The 18,407-nt window shown below is 41.7% G+C and carries 22 protein-coding genes; 3 read left to right on the forward strand and 19 right to left on the reverse strand.

Annotated features, from left to right (window positions below):
* The first annotated feature begins 8 nt into the window (after window positions 1-8).
* A complete protein-coding gene (locus IV40_RS04175) occupies window positions 9-311 on the forward strand; it encodes a hypothetical protein (protein ID WP_057769115.1) in 303 nt (100 codons plus the stop codon).
* 79 nt (window positions 312-390) lie between these two features.
* On the opposite strand, the gene IV40_RS04180 is transcribed toward IV40_RS04175, so the two are convergent.
* The 3 genes from IV40_RS04180 to IV40_RS04190 all read right to left on the reverse strand — a co-directional run bounded on the left by IV40_RS04180 (window position 391) and on the right by IV40_RS04190 (window position 3,020).
* Window positions 391-1,365 (reverse strand): helix-turn-helix domain-containing protein, encoded by a 975-nt coding sequence (locus IV40_RS04180; protein WP_162258845.1) that lies wholly within the window; start codon window positions 1,363-1,365, stop codon window positions 391-393.
* A gap of 20 nt (window positions 1,366-1,385) precedes the next feature.
* Complete coding sequence (locus IV40_RS04185; protein WP_057769117.1) at window positions 1,386-2,168, reverse strand: SDR family NAD(P)-dependent oxidoreductase; 783 nt, start codon at window positions 2,166-2,168, stop codon at window positions 1,386-1,388.
* 270 nt (window positions 2,169-2,438) lie between these two features.
* A complete protein-coding gene (locus IV40_RS04190) occupies window positions 2,439-3,020 on the reverse strand; it encodes a TetR/AcrR family transcriptional regulator (protein ID WP_057769118.1) in 582 nt (193 codons plus the stop codon).
* Between the two features lie 95 nt (window positions 3,021-3,115).
* On the opposite strand from IV40_RS04190, the gene IV40_RS04195 reads away from it, so the two are divergent.
* Window positions 3,116-4,135 carry a zinc-dependent alcohol dehydrogenase gene (locus IV40_RS04195; protein WP_057769119.1) on the forward strand — a complete coding sequence of 340 codons (1,020 nt, stop codon included), beginning with the start codon at window positions 3,116-3,118 and terminating at the stop codon, window positions 4,133-4,135.
* Window positions 4,136-4,157: 22 nt separating this feature from the next.
* On the opposite strand, the gene IV40_RS04200 is transcribed toward IV40_RS04195, so the two are convergent.
* From IV40_RS04200 to IV40_RS04235, 8 genes are all read right to left on the reverse strand, one after another.
* Entirely contained in the window at window positions 4,158-4,811 is a 654-nt protein-coding gene (locus IV40_RS04200; protein ID WP_057769120.1) for a hypothetical protein, read from the reverse strand.
* A 624-nt stretch (window positions 4,812-5,435) separates the two neighbouring features.
* Window positions 5,436-6,749, reverse strand: coding sequence for an ATP-binding protein (locus IV40_RS04210; RefSeq protein WP_057769122.1), 1,314 nt, complete (start codon window positions 6,747-6,749; stop codon window positions 5,436-5,438).
* A gap of 172 nt (window positions 6,750-6,921) precedes the next feature.
* On the reverse strand, window positions 6,922-7,125 hold the full coding sequence (locus IV40_RS04215) for a hypothetical protein (RefSeq protein WP_057769123.1): 204 nt from the start codon (window positions 7,123-7,125) through the stop codon (window positions 6,922-6,924).
* 44 nt (window positions 7,126-7,169) lie between these two features.
* A complete protein-coding gene (locus IV40_RS11030; RefSeq protein WP_420843257.1) occupies window positions 7,170-7,274 on the reverse strand; it encodes a Mor transcription activator family protein in 105 nt (34 codons plus the stop codon).
* 385 nt (window positions 7,275-7,659) lie between these two features.
* Entirely contained in the window at window positions 7,660-8,331 is a 672-nt protein-coding gene (locus tag IV40_RS04220; RefSeq protein ID WP_082617877.1) for a flavodoxin family protein, read from the reverse strand.
* Window positions 8,332-8,401: 70 nt separating this feature from the next.
* Entirely contained in the window at window positions 8,402-9,187 is a 786-nt protein-coding gene (locus tag IV40_RS04225) for a glucose-1-dehydrogenase (RefSeq protein WP_057769124.1), read from the reverse strand.
* A 20-nt stretch (window positions 9,188-9,207) separates the two neighbouring features.
* A complete protein-coding gene (locus IV40_RS04230; protein WP_057769125.1) occupies window positions 9,208-10,065 on the reverse strand; it encodes a GRP family sugar transporter in 858 nt (285 codons plus the stop codon).
* Between the two features lie 222 nt (window positions 10,066-10,287).
* Complete coding sequence (locus IV40_RS04235; protein ID WP_057769261.1) at window positions 10,288-10,722, reverse strand: MerR family transcriptional regulator; 435 nt, start codon at window positions 10,720-10,722, stop codon at window positions 10,288-10,290.
* A gap of 197 nt (window positions 10,723-10,919) precedes the next feature.
* On the opposite strand from IV40_RS04235, the gene IV40_RS04240 reads away from it, so the two are divergent.
* The gene (locus IV40_RS04240; RefSeq protein WP_057769126.1) at window positions 10,920-11,762 is read left to right on the forward strand and encodes an aldo/keto reductase; all 843 of its coding nucleotides are present in this window, start codon (window positions 10,920-10,922) and stop codon (window positions 11,760-11,762) included.
* A 78-nt stretch (window positions 11,763-11,840) separates the two neighbouring features.
* Here the strand turns inward: IV40_RS04240 and IV40_RS04245 are convergent, their stop codons facing one another.
* The 8 genes from IV40_RS04245 to IV40_RS04280 form a co-directional block, all read right to left on the reverse strand.
* Window positions 11,841-12,254 (reverse strand): MerR family transcriptional regulator, encoded by a 414-nt coding sequence (locus tag IV40_RS04245; RefSeq protein ID WP_057769127.1) that lies wholly within the window; start codon window positions 12,252-12,254, stop codon window positions 11,841-11,843.
* Between the two features lie 30 nt (window positions 12,255-12,284).
* Window positions 12,285-13,712, reverse strand: coding sequence for an NAD-dependent succinate-semialdehyde dehydrogenase (locus IV40_RS04250; RefSeq protein WP_057769262.1), 1,428 nt, complete (start codon window positions 13,710-13,712; stop codon window positions 12,285-12,287).
* Between the two features lie 21 nt (window positions 13,713-13,733).
* Entirely contained in the window at window positions 13,734-14,372 is a 639-nt protein-coding gene (locus IV40_RS04255) for an NAD(P)H-binding protein (RefSeq protein WP_057769128.1), read from the reverse strand.
* Window positions 14,373-14,385: 13 nt separating this feature from the next.
* Complete coding sequence (locus IV40_RS04260) at window positions 14,386-14,958, reverse strand: flavodoxin (protein WP_057769129.1); 573 nt, start codon at window positions 14,956-14,958, stop codon at window positions 14,386-14,388.
* A 63-nt stretch (window positions 14,959-15,021) separates the two neighbouring features.
* Window positions 15,022-15,762, reverse strand: a complete 741-nt coding sequence (locus IV40_RS04265) for an SDR family oxidoreductase (protein WP_057769130.1) — start codon at window positions 15,760-15,762, stop codon at window positions 15,022-15,024.
* Window positions 15,763-15,782: 20 nt separating this feature from the next.
* On the reverse strand, window positions 15,783-16,523 hold the full coding sequence (locus tag IV40_RS04270) for an SDR family oxidoreductase (RefSeq protein WP_057769131.1): 741 nt from the start codon (window positions 16,521-16,523) through the stop codon (window positions 15,783-15,785).
* A 21-nt stretch (window positions 16,524-16,544) separates the two neighbouring features.
* Window positions 16,545-17,507 (reverse strand): aldo/keto reductase, encoded by a 963-nt coding sequence (locus tag IV40_RS04275; protein WP_057769132.1) that lies wholly within the window; start codon window positions 17,505-17,507, stop codon window positions 16,545-16,547.
* A 14-nt stretch (window positions 17,508-17,521) separates the two neighbouring features.
* Window positions 17,522-18,394 (reverse strand): aldo/keto reductase, encoded by an 873-nt coding sequence (locus tag IV40_RS04280; protein ID WP_057769133.1) that lies wholly within the window; start codon window positions 18,392-18,394, stop codon window positions 17,522-17,524.
* Window positions 18,395-18,407: the final 13 nt, after the last annotated feature.

Raw genomic sequence — 18,407 nt, forward strand, 5'->3', positions numbered from 1 at the left:
TAACTTCTATGATCGACCTAGATAAACCCGTTTACATCGACTTCATTCTTGGCGGCGACCTTTTGATTGGCACCGAAGAAGTCGACCTGCATAAACACATCGCACATGCCACTTACATCAGAAGTGAAAACGCCATCGGCCCTGTTCTTTCGACAAAAGAACGTGGTTATGACGGGCTCGAACATCGTTTAGCGCAGTTTGTCGATGACCCAAACTACACAACACTGCCTGAAATGATGACAGTCATCGCCCAAGAAGGCTCGCTGGCCATTGACTTTGAAAGCAACCTCTCGATTCACGTTCATAATTAAAGCGCCAAAAAGACCGTTTCTGCATCAGCATTGATGCGAAAACGGTCTTTTTTAGACTCATTGAAAAATCATTTTGAATTTACGCCTGTGCCTGTTTGCGGTATTCGCTAACGGTCATGCCGGTCCAGGCCGAAAAGGCACGCAGAAACGAATTGACCCCTTGATAGCCGATTAGAAAAGCAATCTCATCAGATGAAAACTGCGTTGTTTGGAGGTAATTTTTGGCGAGTACTTCCCGCACACTATTGAGTTGTTTCTGAAAACTAGTTTTCTCAGCATGTAAATTACGTTGCAAAGTCCGCTTGCCGATGTTCAATTTGCGGGCCGCATCTTCGATTGTGCTTTCCCCTGCCGGTAATAATTCGGCGAGTGCGCTGCGTACTTGGGCGCTGAATGAATCATCGATTTCCAATTCAGATAACCGCTTATTCAGTTCCGGCTCTAAATAATTTAAGATGGGCTGATTGTCAGAAATAAACGGACGCATCAGATCACGCTTGCGAAATGCAATCGTATCTGTAGCTGCCTGGGTCACATGGCCGCCCAGCAGCTTTTCGAAAGGCGCGTCCAAATGCTCGAACGTGGTCGTCACTACAAACGGCGTAATCGTTTGCTGCGTTGCTTTGGTAATCAAATTGACCAAGAAAGCGAACTCGCCTTCCACAAAGAATTGAGAAGCAATCGGTGTGCCGCTGGCTGAAACTAGCGTCAGCGTCACTTTATCGTCATTGCTCGTAATTTGATATTGGACAGGTCCGATGAGCAACTTATATTCGCTGAGCCGTTCGATACATTTCAATCCGTTTTCACTGCAAAAAGCCGCATAAATCGGTGCCGAAAACGACTCGATTCCATCACCAGTGGCCAATTCGAGCGCCGTCTGTGCGTCTGGCACTAAGGTACTAATGGCGTTCATCAACCGATAGTACGCCTCTTCAGTCAGATTAATCTGATGTTTCAAAAATAAACTTTCTGGCAGTTGGGCCTTTTTCAAAACCTGCGCCACATTTAATCCGTGCTGCGACAGGAGTTGCTTGTATTGTCCATCAATCACAAAATGCTTCATGCACATCCCTAACCTTTATCGGATTGTTGGTTCGCCACAAAGCCCATCATCATTTTCTTCGGCATCATCGGCATCAATGAAACCAGCGGCCGCTGATAGCTTGGCAAACCGGCAAATTCGTTTAATTTTCCTTTTAACATCGCTGCATAGCCATCCTGCGCAACCTTGACAGGACTCACACCATGGGCGAACATCTTTGTATGCGTTAAACCGCCAGCTTTGGCGAAACCAGTATCCATGGCGCCAGGCATCAACGTTGTCACAGTGACGCCGGTGTCTTTGACTTCATAAGCAATTGCATTGCTTAAGGACGTTAAATAGGCTTTGGTCGCATAATATTCAGCTTGCAACGGGCCAGGCGTCATTGCTACGGAAGAGGAAACATTCAAAACTTTTCCTGAGCCGCGTTTTACAAACAATGGTAAGAACAATTTCATCAATTCAGTCGGAACCAGCATGTTGACCTTCATCATCGACACATCCTGATCCATGGTGCGTTCGATGAATTCGCCCTGGCCGCCTAAACCGGCATTGTTGATTAAAATGTCGATTTTAACATTCATTTTCTGAACTTGATCAAAAATTGTCTGGGCCGCCGTCGGGTCTGAAAAATCAACTGCGATTGTTTCCGCCTTAACCTGATAACGCTGCTCAACCTTTGCTTTCAAATCGGTTAATTTTTTCGGATTCCGGCCGACCAAAACTAAATTTCCACCACGTTGTGCGTGAATCTTTACGAATTCGTGTCCCAAACCGCCAGTTGCACCTGTAATTAATGCTGTTTTTGTCATTTTTGATAACCCCCATTGATTGATTATTCACGTCTAGTATACATTGCGCTGCGGCTAATGCCTTAACTGATGCTTCTTAGTATAAACGGATCTGCATTTTATTAAACATCAATGGGTGTCATCAAAATATCAATTTGTGCCAATAAAGATTCAAATAAATAAGGACCGACCATAACGGCCGTGTCCTTATTGTGTTACCCCGCTACTTAATTTTTATGCATCGGGCAGACACAAAAAGGCATCATCCTCACACTCAGGATGATGCTCGCTTTAATGTTCAGCAAATAATTCTTTATGAATTACGTAAGGTAAGGCGTCCAGCATCACTTGTGCCACTTTGGGCGGCGCCAACTGATAATCTTCTTCAGACCAGCGTTTCAGGATCATGGTAAAACTTGCTTGATAAGCCACAAAATAAAGCAGCAATTCTTCATCCGATAAATCGGGCCGCTGCTGCTTTAAAGGCTCGATTAGCAACTGATACAATTTAGCAAATCCTTCTTGAATCGGAAACTCGGTGCATGAATGCAGCACAATTTTATAAAACCAGCCATTTTCCTTGATGAATTCCAGGAAATAAACGATTGAAGCTTGATTTAAAAAATTCATCTTTTCCGTTTTTGCCCGTTTCATAAACCGGTTAATCAATTCTTGTCGTTTAGACGTTTCGGTGGATTCAATCAATTCATAGACATCGGCAAAATGCGCATAAAAGGTTGAACGATTGATGTGTGCCAACTGACAAACCTGACTGACGGTAATCTCTGCTGCAGGCGTTGTTTTCAATAATTCGAATACAATCGTCTGCAGCTGCAATTGCGTCGCCTGCCAATGCTGATTATGCTTACGCATAGTATCCTCCTCCCAAAATCCAACACTTTCGCAATAATTGCTGGCTGACTTCAGATGGCAATCCGTTTAAAATGATTTCATAAGGAGTGATCAAGATGAAAGCAGCCATTTATCAAGGTAAAAAAGACATTCAAATGGGCGAACTGCCCACGCCGCATGCTGGTCGAAATGATGTCGTCATTCAAAATTTATACGCCGGAATCTGCGGTTCTGACGTCGCCGTCTATAATGAAGGGACCGAAACCGGCCGTAAAATTCAGAGCGGCGGTGAATTCGGTCATGAAATGGTCAGTCGAGTCGTTGAAGTCGGTGCAAATGTGACCGATTTTAAAGTCGGTGATCGTGTTTACCCATACCCATTGCTGGCGCGTGGCGATCCTAAATATGCCGGCGATCTCGGCGGCTTTTCTGAATATATTTTAGTGCCGAATGCAAAATTAAATCAACAACTTTATTTAGTTCCAGATGCCATCAGCGATCGAGTCGCCGCCATGATTGAACCATTCACAGTCGGCACCTGTGCTGCTCGGCACGGTCATCCTCACAAAGGTGAAAATGCGATTGTTTATGGCGCCGGTACGATTGGATTAGCAGCCGCAACGGCTTTAAAATTCTTTGGCATGAAAGAAGTGCTTGTGATCGACCAGTCTGATTTCCGCCTTGGAATTGCTCAGAAACTGGGCTTTAAGACTTTCAACAATCAGAACGGTCACGTCAAAGAAAATGCCATTCAGCAATTAGGCAGCAGCCGTGGCTTACATGGCGAATGCCCAAACGCTGCGGTTTATATCGATGCTGTCGGCCGCAATGAAATTCTGCAGGACTTTTTAGATTTCGGCACCATTGATAGTCGTTTCGTAACGGTCGGAATCAATAATCATCAGGTTTCGCTCGACTTTCTAGAATTGATCTACAGTTCAAAAAGTTTGGGCGGATCTGGCGGGTACCGTCCCCAAGATGTCCACACTGTTTTGCAAATCATGTCCCAGCAAAATGAACAGCTTGATCAAATCATTACCAAAGAAGTTGATTGGGCCCACCTCGAACAAGGCATTCAAGCAGCAACTGATGTCAATCATCATCTAAAAGTGCTCGTCAATTATCATGTCAACTAAAAAACCGCAGCAGCGGGCTTTTTTAGTTCACACGCCAACCGTGCCAAATAAAGCCTAAGCCAATCAACACGATGAGCAGGCCGATGCCACAGCCGAATAAACCTGTCGAATAGTTTGCATACGGCGCGCCTTTCATCATTAAGATGGCATATTGGGTCAAAACAAGTGCAACGGCCCCATTGGCAACATTGAAGCTTTTCAGCAAATTGACTAATGGATTATGTAAACGACGGCCGCGAACCAGGCTGATTGAAGCACTGATGATTTTGACAAAGCCAATCAAGGCAATCAGATAAGTTACCAATTTGGCAAAATGCTGATTCAGGCCGTGAAAAGCCATAAACAAACAGAAAACCGCAAAAATCAGACCAAGCAGACTGAATAGAATACCACCCCAAAAGTATTCACTCTGGTCGAAAGCCTGCGTTTCATCTTTACGGATTTTTGTATACCGATAAGTAAGCCACACTTTGCCCAGCACTAACATCAAATAGTAGGAACCAAATCCCAGCAGCCATGCCGAATCCAGAATCATTCCCAAACCCAGTTTAATGAGCGCCAGAATCAAAGCAATGACAGTTGTCAAACTGCTAAATAGGATGACCCGATCCGTTTTATTTTCAAGGTATCGATAAACTGATGAAGCCCTAATGTACTGCCGTATTTTTTTGATCATCGGACGCAATCCCTTCGAAAAAAGTTAATTTGCTCATTAAGATTACTATAACTTATTTTTGCGCCAATCATTCTAAAATTTGGTCTGTGTATTTTTGTTCAACCTCAAATTATTAGCTAACGTCGTTCCCAATACGATGAGTACGCTTAAAACGACTGCTAAATAGCCATATTCAAATACCAACAGCCCATTAAGTTTCAACGCATTATTTCGTTTACGCCGTCTTTTTGCAAAGATGATGAGCAATTGACCAAAAAGAATAACTGCCAAAACCAGCAAAAATAATTCAATTTTGGGTCCGGTAGCATCCTGCCGGCCGATATTATTCCAGTGCATTGGAATAAGCTGGTGCTTTTAGATAGCAAAAGCAGCCCAATATAAATGCGACGACATCAATCGTATAAATTCCCTATTGAAACTTTTTCATGAATTTGCTCCCTTTTTCAAACAAGTTTACACACTTTGTTAGGAAAAACAAGAAACATTTTTTAAACAACTGATATACTTCATTTTTTACAATAAAAAGCGTCTGGAAAAACCAGACGCTTTTCAGACGCAATCTCTGTAACAACTGATATACTTCATTTTTTACAATAAAAAGCGTCTGGAAAAACCAGACGCTTTTTAAATAATTTCATAACGTGTACTTACTGATGCCCCAACAACTTTAATTACAGACTTCTTTTGTAACGATCGTAAAGCTGAAAAAGCCTTATTTTTCGTAAGACCCGTTTGCCCTTCAATTTCAGTCCGTTTTAATGGTCCATCTGCATTTTTTAAAACTGCCAGTATCTTTTGTTCGTTTTTTGTGAAAACAAAATTAAATTTATGATCATCTTCTGGATGAATTTCATTCGTATAATTTTTATTGGGTAAAATAATTTTAAATGAATTTTCGCGTACTTCAAAACCCGGTTTTTCCGATGTATCATCATAAGCTGCAAATATTCGTCGAATTCCAGTCCCATAATTCTCAATATAGTTCATTTTGTCCAAAATATGAATCAGTCGTGGGTTTCTAGCTGCTGTCATGCCATCCTTTATTTCCTCTAAAGATAAACCATCTGGAATACCACCAGGGGATACAATTTCCAATCGATCATCAAATAATTCAACTTTTACATTCGAATGCAAAAGATAATCTCGATGAACAAAAGCATTCACAATCGCTTCACGAATCGCAACACTTGGGTAGTCCTTTCGTTCAGCTCTTTGTGCGTTACCAGAAATGATTACTTGTTTGTGGTTCGCCAAATCTAAATAGTCCAAAACTTCATCAATTTGTTTCGTAATGGCTCCTACAAATTCACGTTTATCTTTAAAACTCATGACATTTAAGCCATCATACATTGCCAATTTCGCACTATACGGATTTTCGTCACTGATTAATAAGGCCGCATTGTTATACTTGCCGTTTTTCATCAAGCTCAGTGAATTCTGATCAAAATTAATATCAAGCCCATCAAATACTGATTTAGCTACTCTAAACGTCAAATTCTGATTGTCAGACGTTTCAGAATCAAATTCACCACTCATTTTAAATTCTTGCAGCATTCTCTGCACACGTTCATTTGACGCTCTAACAGCCGAACTTCCTTCACGAACATAAACGCCACTTGAATCAAAGCCGTTTTTCGCAATTGCATAAAGTTTGTGCCGACCTGATTTAATCTTAATGGTAAATACATCAGCATTTGGTAAGACTTCAATTAAACTGTATGGAATTGGGTAGAAGGCATTCATCGCCCAATTAGTAATAATTTCTTCCCATTGATGCCGAGTTTCTTGACCAACAGACTGTGGTGCTCTGGTCTTGTCATCAACTCCTAAATAAATTACACCACCAGTTTGACTGTTGAGAAAACTATCAATCTCGCGCTTTAAATGATTGTTTAAAGTTGCTTTGTATTCAATGCCACTGTCTTCGTTGTCATACATGAATCGTTCTCCTAGTTAGTTATTCTAATAGCATTATAGCATCTACTAACCCATATTAATTTATCGCCTCATTTATGATACGGCATAGCATAACAGATACAACAGCGGTTCCTAAACCGCAGGTACAATGATATAGAAATGTGTAACGCATAGTTTAGCGATTACTCACATTTTACCAAATACGAAAATGATGCTTACTGTCACTATTAAGCTCAATACGAGTTTGAACAATATCTTTTATGCCCATACGCCTCAACTTTACTGGTACCTGCAATCCCGTTAGCAGGTAATAACTTGGCTGGGCTACCTTTGGATCAATGTAAATTCCAGTCTCCTGATAAATAAAATACGTGAAATAGTCTGCTCGAAATGCCATTCTTCCGCTTCCTTTCTGGATCATAGAAAAAGGCAAACGATCTCTTACAATCGTTTGCCATCATGAATCACACGTCGAACCCAACGCTCACTGTACCCATACTCACGAGTAAGCTCCTGTATGTTTCTGCCGTTGTATCTCTGCACCACAGCTGCTACCGTAGCCTCTCGCTCATATAAGTGCGTTGGAAAGCTAAAGCTGTAGCCCTCCAAAGTTCTTCCAGAACCGCATCATTGCCTCTTCACCCACTAACTCATATAACTCATGATAAATGGGCTGTAGTTCTCCCACATATAATTCTCCCTTCACTTTCAAACCTCCTTAGAAAACAAATAAGGGAACAACCACAACGGTCGTTCCCTTATTTTTGTAAATTTTCATTTACAATAATTATTATTTCTTATTTTCAATCAATGTATCGCTATCCAATCAGCCTCATTTACTAGCAATATCAAGGTAATAATATATTTTTGTAAGCGATTTAATTTTCAGAAAGCAAAAAAGAGCATTCAATAGAACACTCTTTTTAAAAATTTATTTAACGTCTTTTACCCAATGATCAACTCGTTCATCGGCTTTGTTGACTTTATTTCCATCCACAACAAGTGCTTTTGTAAAAGTATCATTCGTTGCCCCTTGAGATTTGAGGATTTGTTTGATGCGATCAACACTGTCGCCCTGCCCATAGCCGCCTTCAGTCATAAATGGGGCAATTTTTTTATTACTCAACCGGCTGCCATAATCAGTCAAAAATTCAGTCATTGGATGTGATAAAGTCATCGCCCAAATCGGATAACCCAGATAAACTGTCTTATACTGGCTTAAATCAGGCACGTTCATATCTAATTCCGGATAATTTGCTGATTCACGTTCACTGTTAGCACGTGCTAAAGTCTTTTTGTAGTTGCCAGAATAAGGGTTCTTCACAACGATTTCCAAAATATCAGCATCCGTTTGTTTTGCGATTTTACTGGCTAATAATTCAGTGCTGCCCGACCGTGAAAAATAAATGATGATACTTTTCGCATCTTTAGTGAGCTTGCGAGTCGGCTTGTTCTGACTGTTCGTATCGTTACCGTCAGATGGCGTACCATAGCCATTTTGCCAGGTTGAATCTGAACGAGTCAACTGATTAGCCCGAATCGGTTGGCCGGCAATCATCCCAACTACTTGAGTCTGTGAATCCGATTGATTTCCAAATTTCATATAAAGAACTCCTCCTACAACAACGATAATCAGGCCACTAACAACCAAAATGATAAGACGTTTCACCTTTTTAACCGCGACCATCCTTGAAGGCTGGGTATAAGGTCATCCCACCATCAACAAATAAGGTGATCCCAGTCACATAACTAGATTGGTCAGAAGCCAACCATGCAGCTGCTGAAGCAACTTCTTCCGGCTTGCCGATGCGATCCATTGGTACCATGTTTACTGTGGCATCATATTGTTCTTTATCAGCAAACTTCTTCGCATTGATCGGTGTATTGATGGCACCAGGTCCGATGGCATTGACACGAATGTTTTGCTTTGCATATTCCATCGCAATCGTTTGTGTAAAGAGTTTGACACTGCCTTTTGCGGCGGCATAACTCGCGAAGGTTGGCCATGGAATGCGTTCGTGAACAGACGACATGTTAATGATGTTACCCTTCTTATCTTTCTTTAAGAAGTAATCTAAGGCTGTGCGTGAACCCAAGAAAACACCCGTTTGATCGATCGAAGTCACTTTATTCCAATCATCTAACGATAATTCGGCAGTTGGGGATTTGATTTCCATGCCGGCATTATTGACCCAAACATCAAGATCGCCAAAGTTATCAAGTGCTGCGTCTAATAAGGACTGAACACCTTTTTCAGTCGAAACATTGGCTTGAACGGTAACAGCTTCACCACCAGCATCTTTAACAGCATCAGCGGCTTTTTGCGCACCAACAGGATCGCTATTATAATTGATCACGATCTTCATACCTTCTTGACCAAAACGTTCAGAGATCGCTGAACCTAATCCTTTTGAACCACCTGTGACAACTGCAACTTTACCGTTTAAATCTTCATACATAACATTCCACTCCTTTATTTTTAAAAAATAGTTGTAATAACAGCACCAACAACGATCAAAACTAATCCAATCAGCGTAAACGTTAATTCACGCCGCGATTTCTTTTCATTCAAGAAGATCATGCTTCCCAACGTTGAAATCACCACGGACAGCTGAGAAACAACAAAAGCTGTATTGACGCCATTTGCACTGACAGACATGATATAAGTTAACGATGCGATCGAAAAAACAAATCCGCCGATAATGTTTAACCAGCTCTTTTTTCCAGTGACGACTCTGTGAAAATCATGTTTGAACAGCAGATAAATCAGAACAGCAAGGACCATCCCAATCGATTCTGGGAGGAAGATCGCAATCCCTGAGGCTGATAAAGCCTTTGGAATCGCATTAAAAACGATGAATCCAATCGTTGTCACGACCAGCATGATAATGGTGCGTCGTTGACTGCCGTTCGATTGGTCTTTGTTATCTTGAATTGAGGTCATGACAGCCCCAATGATCAAAAGCACAACGCCTAATGCACCGATCACCTTACTCATCACTGATGGCCATTCGCCAAAAATAATGACGCCAACTAAGGCTGTACCGACCAACTGCAGTCCGGTTGAAATTGGCATTGTTTTGGAAACTCCAATTTTAGCGTAGCCTGTATATTGACCTAATTGACCAACGATCCAAAAGGCACCAGCCAGCATCGCCATGATGAAGCTGATCGCATTGATTGAAGGATGCAGGATCAATTCAACGACAACACTAACGATCAAAGTCCCAAACGCCGTCCCAAAAATTTCATCGACGGGTTCGCCGCCTAATTTACTAACGACCAGCGGCAGGACACCCCATGCCAAAGCTGGTAATAATAACCATACAATACTCATCTATCTTCACCTTTATCTCTCTGAATTAATTATCTCGCATGCATTCGATGTTTATATACTAATGCCAAATGACAGGGTTGAAAATTACTAGATCAGTATGGAAGTATACGTTACATGAATACTCGTGCAATCTGCTAAATAGCCTCCTCCAAATGACTAGCATAAACTGTGGAGTGGACACAATGGCAAGCAAGAACCCTTATCACAAAAAAAGACAATGATCTACTCATTGTCCTGCTTGTGCTTCATATTCTGTTGCCATAACTTGCTCAGATATGGAATCGGATGATCTTCGTCGTGAAACTTGGCCAAGTGATCATCAAATGTATCCAACTCGTGTTCTAAAATCGCACGCGTATTTTCCATATCTTCGATTTTTTGATTAAGCTCATCTAATGATTGCCGCAAAATTTCCTTTTGCGCTTGCTCAGGATGATCGACGGATTCATTCAATTTGGCATATTTGACTAGGGATTCAACCGAAAGCCCAGCCGCTCGTAAACTTTTGGCCAAGAAAAGCCGGTTGAGATCTTTGATCTGATAATCGCGGTAGCCACTTTGATCGCGTGTTACTGGCGGAATGACCCCGATTCGCTCATAATAGCGCATGGTATCGATCGTCATGCCCAAAAATTGAGATGCACGTTTACTATTCACTTCATCGCTCCCCAAAAATGAAATAGCAAACGCCATTTCGTTTCATTTTATCTCCTTATATTAAGGTATGGTGTAAACACCACAGCAAGCAAAATTTAAGCAAACTCAAAAATAAATAGATCTTGCTTGCCATGGAGTGGAGGCAAGGGTTTATGATGTAAGCGTTCAAACAATTTGCAATTGAAAGGATGATCTTAATGACAGTTCCTACTTTTAAGTTAAGCAATGGTGTTGAAATGCCTGCCACTGGCTTTGGTGTCTTCCAAATTGATCCCGCTGGTACAAAAGATGCCGTTTTAGGGGCAATTGATGCTGGCTATCGTTTGATTGATACAGCTGAAGCTTATGGCAATGAAAAAGAAGTTGGCGATGCCTTACAGGAAGCCAATGTTGCACGTGACGATCTCTTTATCACAACAAAACTTTGGATCAATCATACTGGCTACGATGCCACCAAAAAGGCCTTTGAAGATTCTTTGAAGAGATTACAGCTCGATTACTTAGATCTCTATCTAATCCACCAACCTTATGGCGATGTTTATGGTTCATGGCGTGCAATGGAAGATCTTCAAGCAGAAGGTAAAGTTCGTGCTATTGGTGTTTCAAACTTTGGTTCTGATCGTTTGGTCGATTTATCGCTTCACAATACTGAAGCCCCAGAAGTCAATCAAATCGAAATCAATCCTTGGAACCAGCAGCAAGGCGAACTCGATTGGTTCAAGAAGTACAATGTTCAGCCAGAAGCATGGGCCCCATTTGCTGAAGGCAAACATGGCTTATTTACTAATGATGTGTTATCAGCCATCGGTCAAGCTCATAATAAAGGCGTCGGCCAAGTCGTTTTGCGTTGGCTCTATCAGCGTGGTGTGATTTCATTGGCTAAATCAGTTCATGAAGATCGGATGAAGCAAAACATCGATATCTTCGACTTTGAGTTATCTGATGCTGAAATGAAGCAAATTACCGCATTAAATAAAGATGAAAGTCAATTCTTCGATCATCGTGATCCAGCTATGGTCGAAAATCTTTCCAAAAATTAAATCCGTTCTGAAACGGTCTGAAAAAACAATCTTTTAAAAAAAGGATTTCACACGTTAAATGTGAAATCCTTTTTTAGTTTATTCTTCATTGCTAAAATGCTTTTCCCAAAGCTTTTCATGTGCTTCGTTGGTTTCATAACGGCCAATATGAGTATCAAAGTGAGCGATTTTATACTGCAGGATCTTCTTTGTATGCTCAAGCGTCTGAATTCGCTGTTCCAAGCTATTAAGCGACTTTTGCAGCAGCTTTTTTTGTGCTTCGCCCGGATGATCTGCGGACTTGCTGAGCCGCTCAAATTCAATCATTTCGTCGACAGATAATCCGGCCCGCTTTAAGGATTTCGCCAAATAAAGCCAGTTGAGATCTTCGGTTTGATAATCACGATAACCATTTTTATCTCGTTTAACGGGTGGAATGACACCAACACGTTCATAGTATCGAATTGTATCGATTGAAAGTCCCAGTGTTTCAGAAACTTTTTTAATGTTCACTTGGCAGCCTTCCTTCGATGGATGATTTTTTTAATCATTAGTTGGATCTAGTTTGACTAAGCCACCAGTCACATTATTCATATCAGGTCGGTCAGCTGTAACAACTAATTGTTCGTTGACAAAAGCCATCAAACCGAGCTCACTCATTTCACGACCATAACCAGAGTTTTTTACACCCCCAAATGGCAATTCTGGTAATGAAGTCATAAACGTATTGACGTAGACCATTCCAGTATTAATTTGAGTAGCCACCTTTTCGCCATGTAAAGGATCACCGCTAAAGACAATTCCACCCAACCCATACTGTGAGTTATTTGCTAAATCAATCGCATCTTGTTCAGAATGAACTCGATAAACTTGAGCAACTGGACCAAACATTTCGGTATGCATGGCCGGATTATCAGCAGCAATATCAATTAAAATCGTTGGCATAAAGAACTGGCCGGGAAGATCAATTGGCTTATTTCCATAGGCTACTGTTGCTCCAGCAGCTACTGCTTCATCAACTTGCTTCTGAAGCTTTTCTTTGGCTTTCTTTGTATTCATCGGCGCCAATGTTGTTGCATTATCCATGGGATCACCTGGTTGAACAGATGCGAAGTTTTTGATCAAATTTTCAAGGAATTCGTCATAGACACTGTCCATCACAATAAATCTCTTTGAGGAGGTGCAGACCTGGCCCGCATTATATAAACGTGCCCGCCAAGCAATATTATTCACATCGTCCATATTAGCATCATCTAAAACGATAAATGCATCTTGCCCGCCTAATTCCATGGTACTCTTTTTCAGGTTTTGGCCAGCTTCTTTAGCAACGGAAGCACCACCGCGTTCAGAGCCCGTTAATGCAATGCCTTGAATACGTGGATCAGCAATAATATCGGCAACTTGATCATAACTCATGAATAAATTGGCGATCGATCCTTGTGGAGCACCAGCCTGAATGATCATATCGGCAAAAGTCTGCGCGGACCACGGAATATTGGCGGCATCACGCAAAATCATTGGATTTCCCGCCATAAAATTAGGTGCAAAAACCCGCATGATCTGATAATAAGGAAAATTCCAGGGTTCAACAGCTAATACAACGCCTGTTGATTGTTTATACACTTTAGCTTCACCGTTTGCACGAGTGTGAAGCAAAGTCGGTTCCATCATTTCAGCACCATGATCAGCAAAATAGTCGGCAATATCGGCACAAAGTTCAACTTCACCTTCGGACTCAGAAATCAATTTTCCCATTTCTAAAGTCATCACTTTTGCCAAATCATACTTGTTGTAACGCATATATTTAGCGATACCATGCAAAATAGTTGCACGCGTGCTGATCGGTTTACTTTTCATTTCATGATACAAGCCATCCGCAGTTTCCAACGCTTGCTGGATATCCACATCAGTTGCATCAGCAAATGTTTTTAAAACTTCATTTGTATATGGATTCACGGTTTGTCTTGGCATAATCATTACTTCCCTCTCATTTTAGTAAAAACTAGGCTTGCTCCATTCAGTACCTGGTTCGCCTACCCCTAAACTTTCACGATGATAATCTTCCTTACCATCTAGTAAGTCCGTCACAAATTGGGCAACGGCTTCACGGGTAATCTGAGCATCTTTAAAAGGTTCGCCTTTTTTCGAAACTTCGATCTTTGTATTTCCTTCTTGGTTATAAAGCCAAGTGACACGTAATAACACATAATCTAAATCACTGGCTTCAAGGATCTTAGCTGATTCAGCTCGATCACTCTGCCAAGTTAAACCGGTGTGCTGACGATACCAAGCTTGAAAAGGACCCGTAACTTCTTGATAAATATCCGGGATGCTTAAGGCAATCAGACGTTTCACACCTGTTGCATCCATGTCGTCGATCAAGCTCTGCATAATATCAGGCGTTGCGACATAACTGATGTAAACCATATCGACATCGGATAAGTTTTGTTTGATCTTGTCATTTTCTTCAAATGTGCCATCGACTAAAGTGACACGATCACTGGCTTTATCAGCCAAACGAGTGGTCACATTGCGGCCATATAAAACTAAATCAAGATCGCTCTGTGCTAAAACATCATCTGTTACCATGCGGCCGATTTGACCGGCGGCACCTAAAATCATTGCTTTCATTGTAAAATCTCCTTTAATTTAAGTTGTTCTGCTTTAAATACCGCTTCATTGCAGCATTGTTGTCATCATAACGGAAGCCGCTTTCGACCGTCACATTCTGATCTTTTTTAGCCATTTTGCGAATATACTTCGTGGAGGCACTGATCGGCGTGCTCATACTGGTCGTAAAGGGCACGATCGTTTTGCCGCTGAAGTTTTCCTGATCAAACAAAGTGTGAATGATCATCGGCGGTTGTTGCCACCAAGTCGGAAAACCGATATAAATCGTGTCATATTTGTCCAAATCAGGAATTTTTGTTTTAATGGCTGGATGACGTTTCTTCTTTAGTTGCTGCCGTGCCATTTTAACAGTGCCATCATAATCAGCTGGGTAGGCCTTCACTGGCTCAATTCGAACTAATTTGGCACCTGTATCCTGCTGTAATTTTTCAGCAGCTTTTTTAGTATTGCCCGAAGTTGAAAAATACAAGATCAGACTCTTTTTGCTGGTCGCCGCTTGAGCAGTTTCACCCTGACTTTGAAATTGAAGTCCCAATGTCAATAATGCTGCGAAGAAAGCGAGGATCACCCCAATTTTTCGTTTCATTTCATTAGCTCCTCTCTAACGGCTACTCTAAACTCTGGAGTTCACTCCACAGCAATTTTTTTGCTATAAAACTTGTTTGGATGGTCGAATAATAATTTCATTAAGCGCCGTATCAGCTGGCGCATTGATTGCAAAGGCAATCGTAGCGGCTACACGCTCTGGGCCAATCTCATTTTGAGCATAAAAGGCTTTTGCCTCTTTTTTGACACTTTCATCACGGATCGAATCCGTCAATTCAGTGGCGATCGACCCCGGTGAAACAACAGTCACACGAATGTTGCTGCCAGCAATGGCTTCTTCCTGCCGCAGTGATTCACTGATCGATAAAACGGCCGCCTTTGTGGCTCCATAAACACCATTTTGTGCATTGACGTCATGTCCAGCTGTTGAAGAAAGATTGATATACTGGCCAGATTTTTGTTCACGCATCACTGCCAAGGAAGCGTTGATTCCATATAGCACACCACGAATGTTGACATCGATCATTTGATTCCAATCTGAAACCTGACCTTTGCTCAATTCATCGGTTGGCATGGCGCCAGCATTATTCATCCAAACATCGATCCGGCCATAGGTATCCAAAGCCGTTTGTGCCAAATTCTTGACTGAATCCAAATTCGCAACATCAGTAATCGCATAAGCGGCTTGACCGCCATTTGCTGTGATTTCTTGAACGATTTGCTGCAGTTTGCTTTCACGCCGAGCGCCCAAAACAACTTGATCGCCCTGTGAAGCCAATAATTTTGCGGTGGCCTCGCCAATGCCGCTAGAAGCACCCGTGATCACAATTACTTTTTTTGTCATATGAACATACTCCTCTCTTTTTACATCACTTGCTTTGCCGGACGAATAATAATTTCATTTAAAGCTGTATCAGCTGGTGCATTGATCGCAAAGGCGATCGTTTCAGCAATTCGTTCCGGAGCAATTGCAAATTGATCATAAAATTGCTTGGTGCCAGCTTTTGTGGCCTCATCGGTGATCGAATCGGTCAATTCGGTAGCAATGGCACCCGGTGAAACAACGGTGACACGAATGTTACTGCCGGCTTGAGCTTCTTCCTGACGAAGCGATTCGCTGATTGATAAAACGGCTGCTTTAGTGGCACTATAAACACCACTACCAGGACCAGCAACATGGGCTGCGATCGAAGAAGTATTGATGTATTGGCCTGATTGTTGTTTGCGCATTGTATCCAAAGAAGCGTTGATACCATACAGAACGCCGCGAATATTAACATCGATCATGCGATCCCAATCTTCAACACGGCCTTGGCTGAATTCAGATTGGGGCATTAAACCAGCATTATTCATCCAAACATCGATCCGGCCATAGGTATCAAGGGCCTTTTGCGCCAAACCTTTGACTGAACCTAAATTCGAAACATCAGTCGAAGCATAAGTGGCTTCACCACCGGCAGCAGTGATTGTTTTAACGATTTCTTGTAATTTACTTTCACGCCGAGCCCCTAAAACAATTTGATTGCCTTGTGAAGCCAATAATTTTGCGGTTGCTTCACCAATACCACTAGAGGCGCCTGTAATTACGATTACTTTTTTTGTCATTTTCAATTTCCTCCTAATTGTTTAGAAATAACTTTCATCAATTGTCATTTGATTCAAAGCGTCATTGATTCGCTTTTCTTCATCTTTTGTTAAAACGATCTCGGCAGCGCCGTAATTTTCGATCAGACGCTTTTCTTTGGTCGTCCCTGGAATTGGAACGATAAAATCGCGTTGGGCTAATTCCCAAGCTAAAACAATCTGAGCCGATGTTGCTCCTTTTGAAGCCGCAATTTCAGCTAATAAATCCAACACAGCTTGATTTTTAGCCATCGCTTCTGGACTGAAACGGCCCATTGACTGGCGGACATCACTCTTATCATATTTAGTTTGCTGTGAATATTTACCACTTAAAAAGCCATTGCCTAAGGGACTATAAGCGACAAAACCAATTCCTAATTCTTCGCATAATGCAAAGATCTCTTTTTCAGGTTCGCGGTAAACCATTGAATATTGATTTTCTAAGGCCGTCACTGGACTGACAGCATTGGCACGGCGAATATAATCGACTGGTGCATTAGAAAGGCCCCAATACCGAATTTTGCCGGCCTTGATCAATTCATTCATCACGTCAGCCACAGCTTCTGGCTCGACATTTGGATCAACACGATGCTGATAATACAGATCAATATGGTCAGTTTGTAAACGAGTCAACGATTCGTCGACTTGTTTGCGAATTGAATCCGGACGGCTATCTAAAATCAATTCAGGCTGACCATTCACAAATTTTTGACCGGTAATCCCGAATTTTGTTGCAATAACGGCTTGATCGCGGCGATCTTTAACAGCCTCACCGAGCACTTTTTCGTTACCTTCTCCATAAATCACGGCGGTGTCAAAGAAATTACCACCTAGGTCTAGTGATTTTTGAATCAGATTAACTGCTTTTTGCCGATCTAAGGGTTCCCCATAAGCATGATCCATGCCCATCAACCCTAAACCGATTTCTGACACTTTCAACTTATTTCCTAAAACGCGCTTTTTCATTGAAATAACCTCCATTAATCATCTGCATGAACATCATAGGCAGATAGCAACATTTCTTCATTACCTGGAGCATCTGGATCATAGGTTCCCTTCCCTGTATCAAGTGCACGGATCTGAGCCATTTCTGAATCAGTTAATTTAAAATCAAAGATATCAAGATTACTCTTGATCCGAGCTGGATGAACCGACTTTGGAAAGACGATAATTCCTTCTTGATTTTCAAACCGTAAGATCACCTGTCCAGCATCTTTTTGATACTTCTTAGCAAGATCCTGAATAATGGGTTCTGCAAAAAGATCTTGGTTTCCCTGACCAAGTGGTGCCCAAGCTTCTAACTTCACATCATCGGCCGCCAATAACTTGCGTAAATCCTTCTGTTGAAAATAAGGATTGAATTGAACTTGATCAACAGATGGTGTTGTTTCAAACTGCGGAATATATTCTTGCCAATATTTCGGTGTCATATTTGAAACACCAATTGATCTGATTTTGCCGGCCTTCTTGGCTTCTTCTAGAGCTTTCCATGCGCCGACGACATCTCCGTATGGCTGGTGCAACAAATATAGATCTAAATAATTAAGTCCCATCACTTGCAGCGAGCGATCGATCCCTTTTTTAGCCGCCTCGTAGCCGTAATCCTGTAACCATAACTTGCTAGTCACCCAAATTTGATCCCGTGGAATACCACTTTCGCGAACTGCTTGACCTACCTCAGCTTCATTCATATAAACAGCCGCTGTATCAAGATGACGATAACCGACTGATAAAGCATCGCTAACAGCTCGATAGGTTGTGCCGTCATTTGGAATCAAATAAGTTCCAAATCCGATCGCTGGAATTTCAGTGCCATCATTCAATTTAAATTTTGGTGTATTGACGTTTGTCATTTTTAAGACGCTC

The sequence above is a fragment of the Lactobacillus selangorensis genome, assembly GCF_001437205.1.
Taxonomy (GTDB): Bacteria; Bacillota; Bacilli; order Lactobacillales; family Lactobacillaceae; genus Paralactobacillus; species Paralactobacillus selangorensis.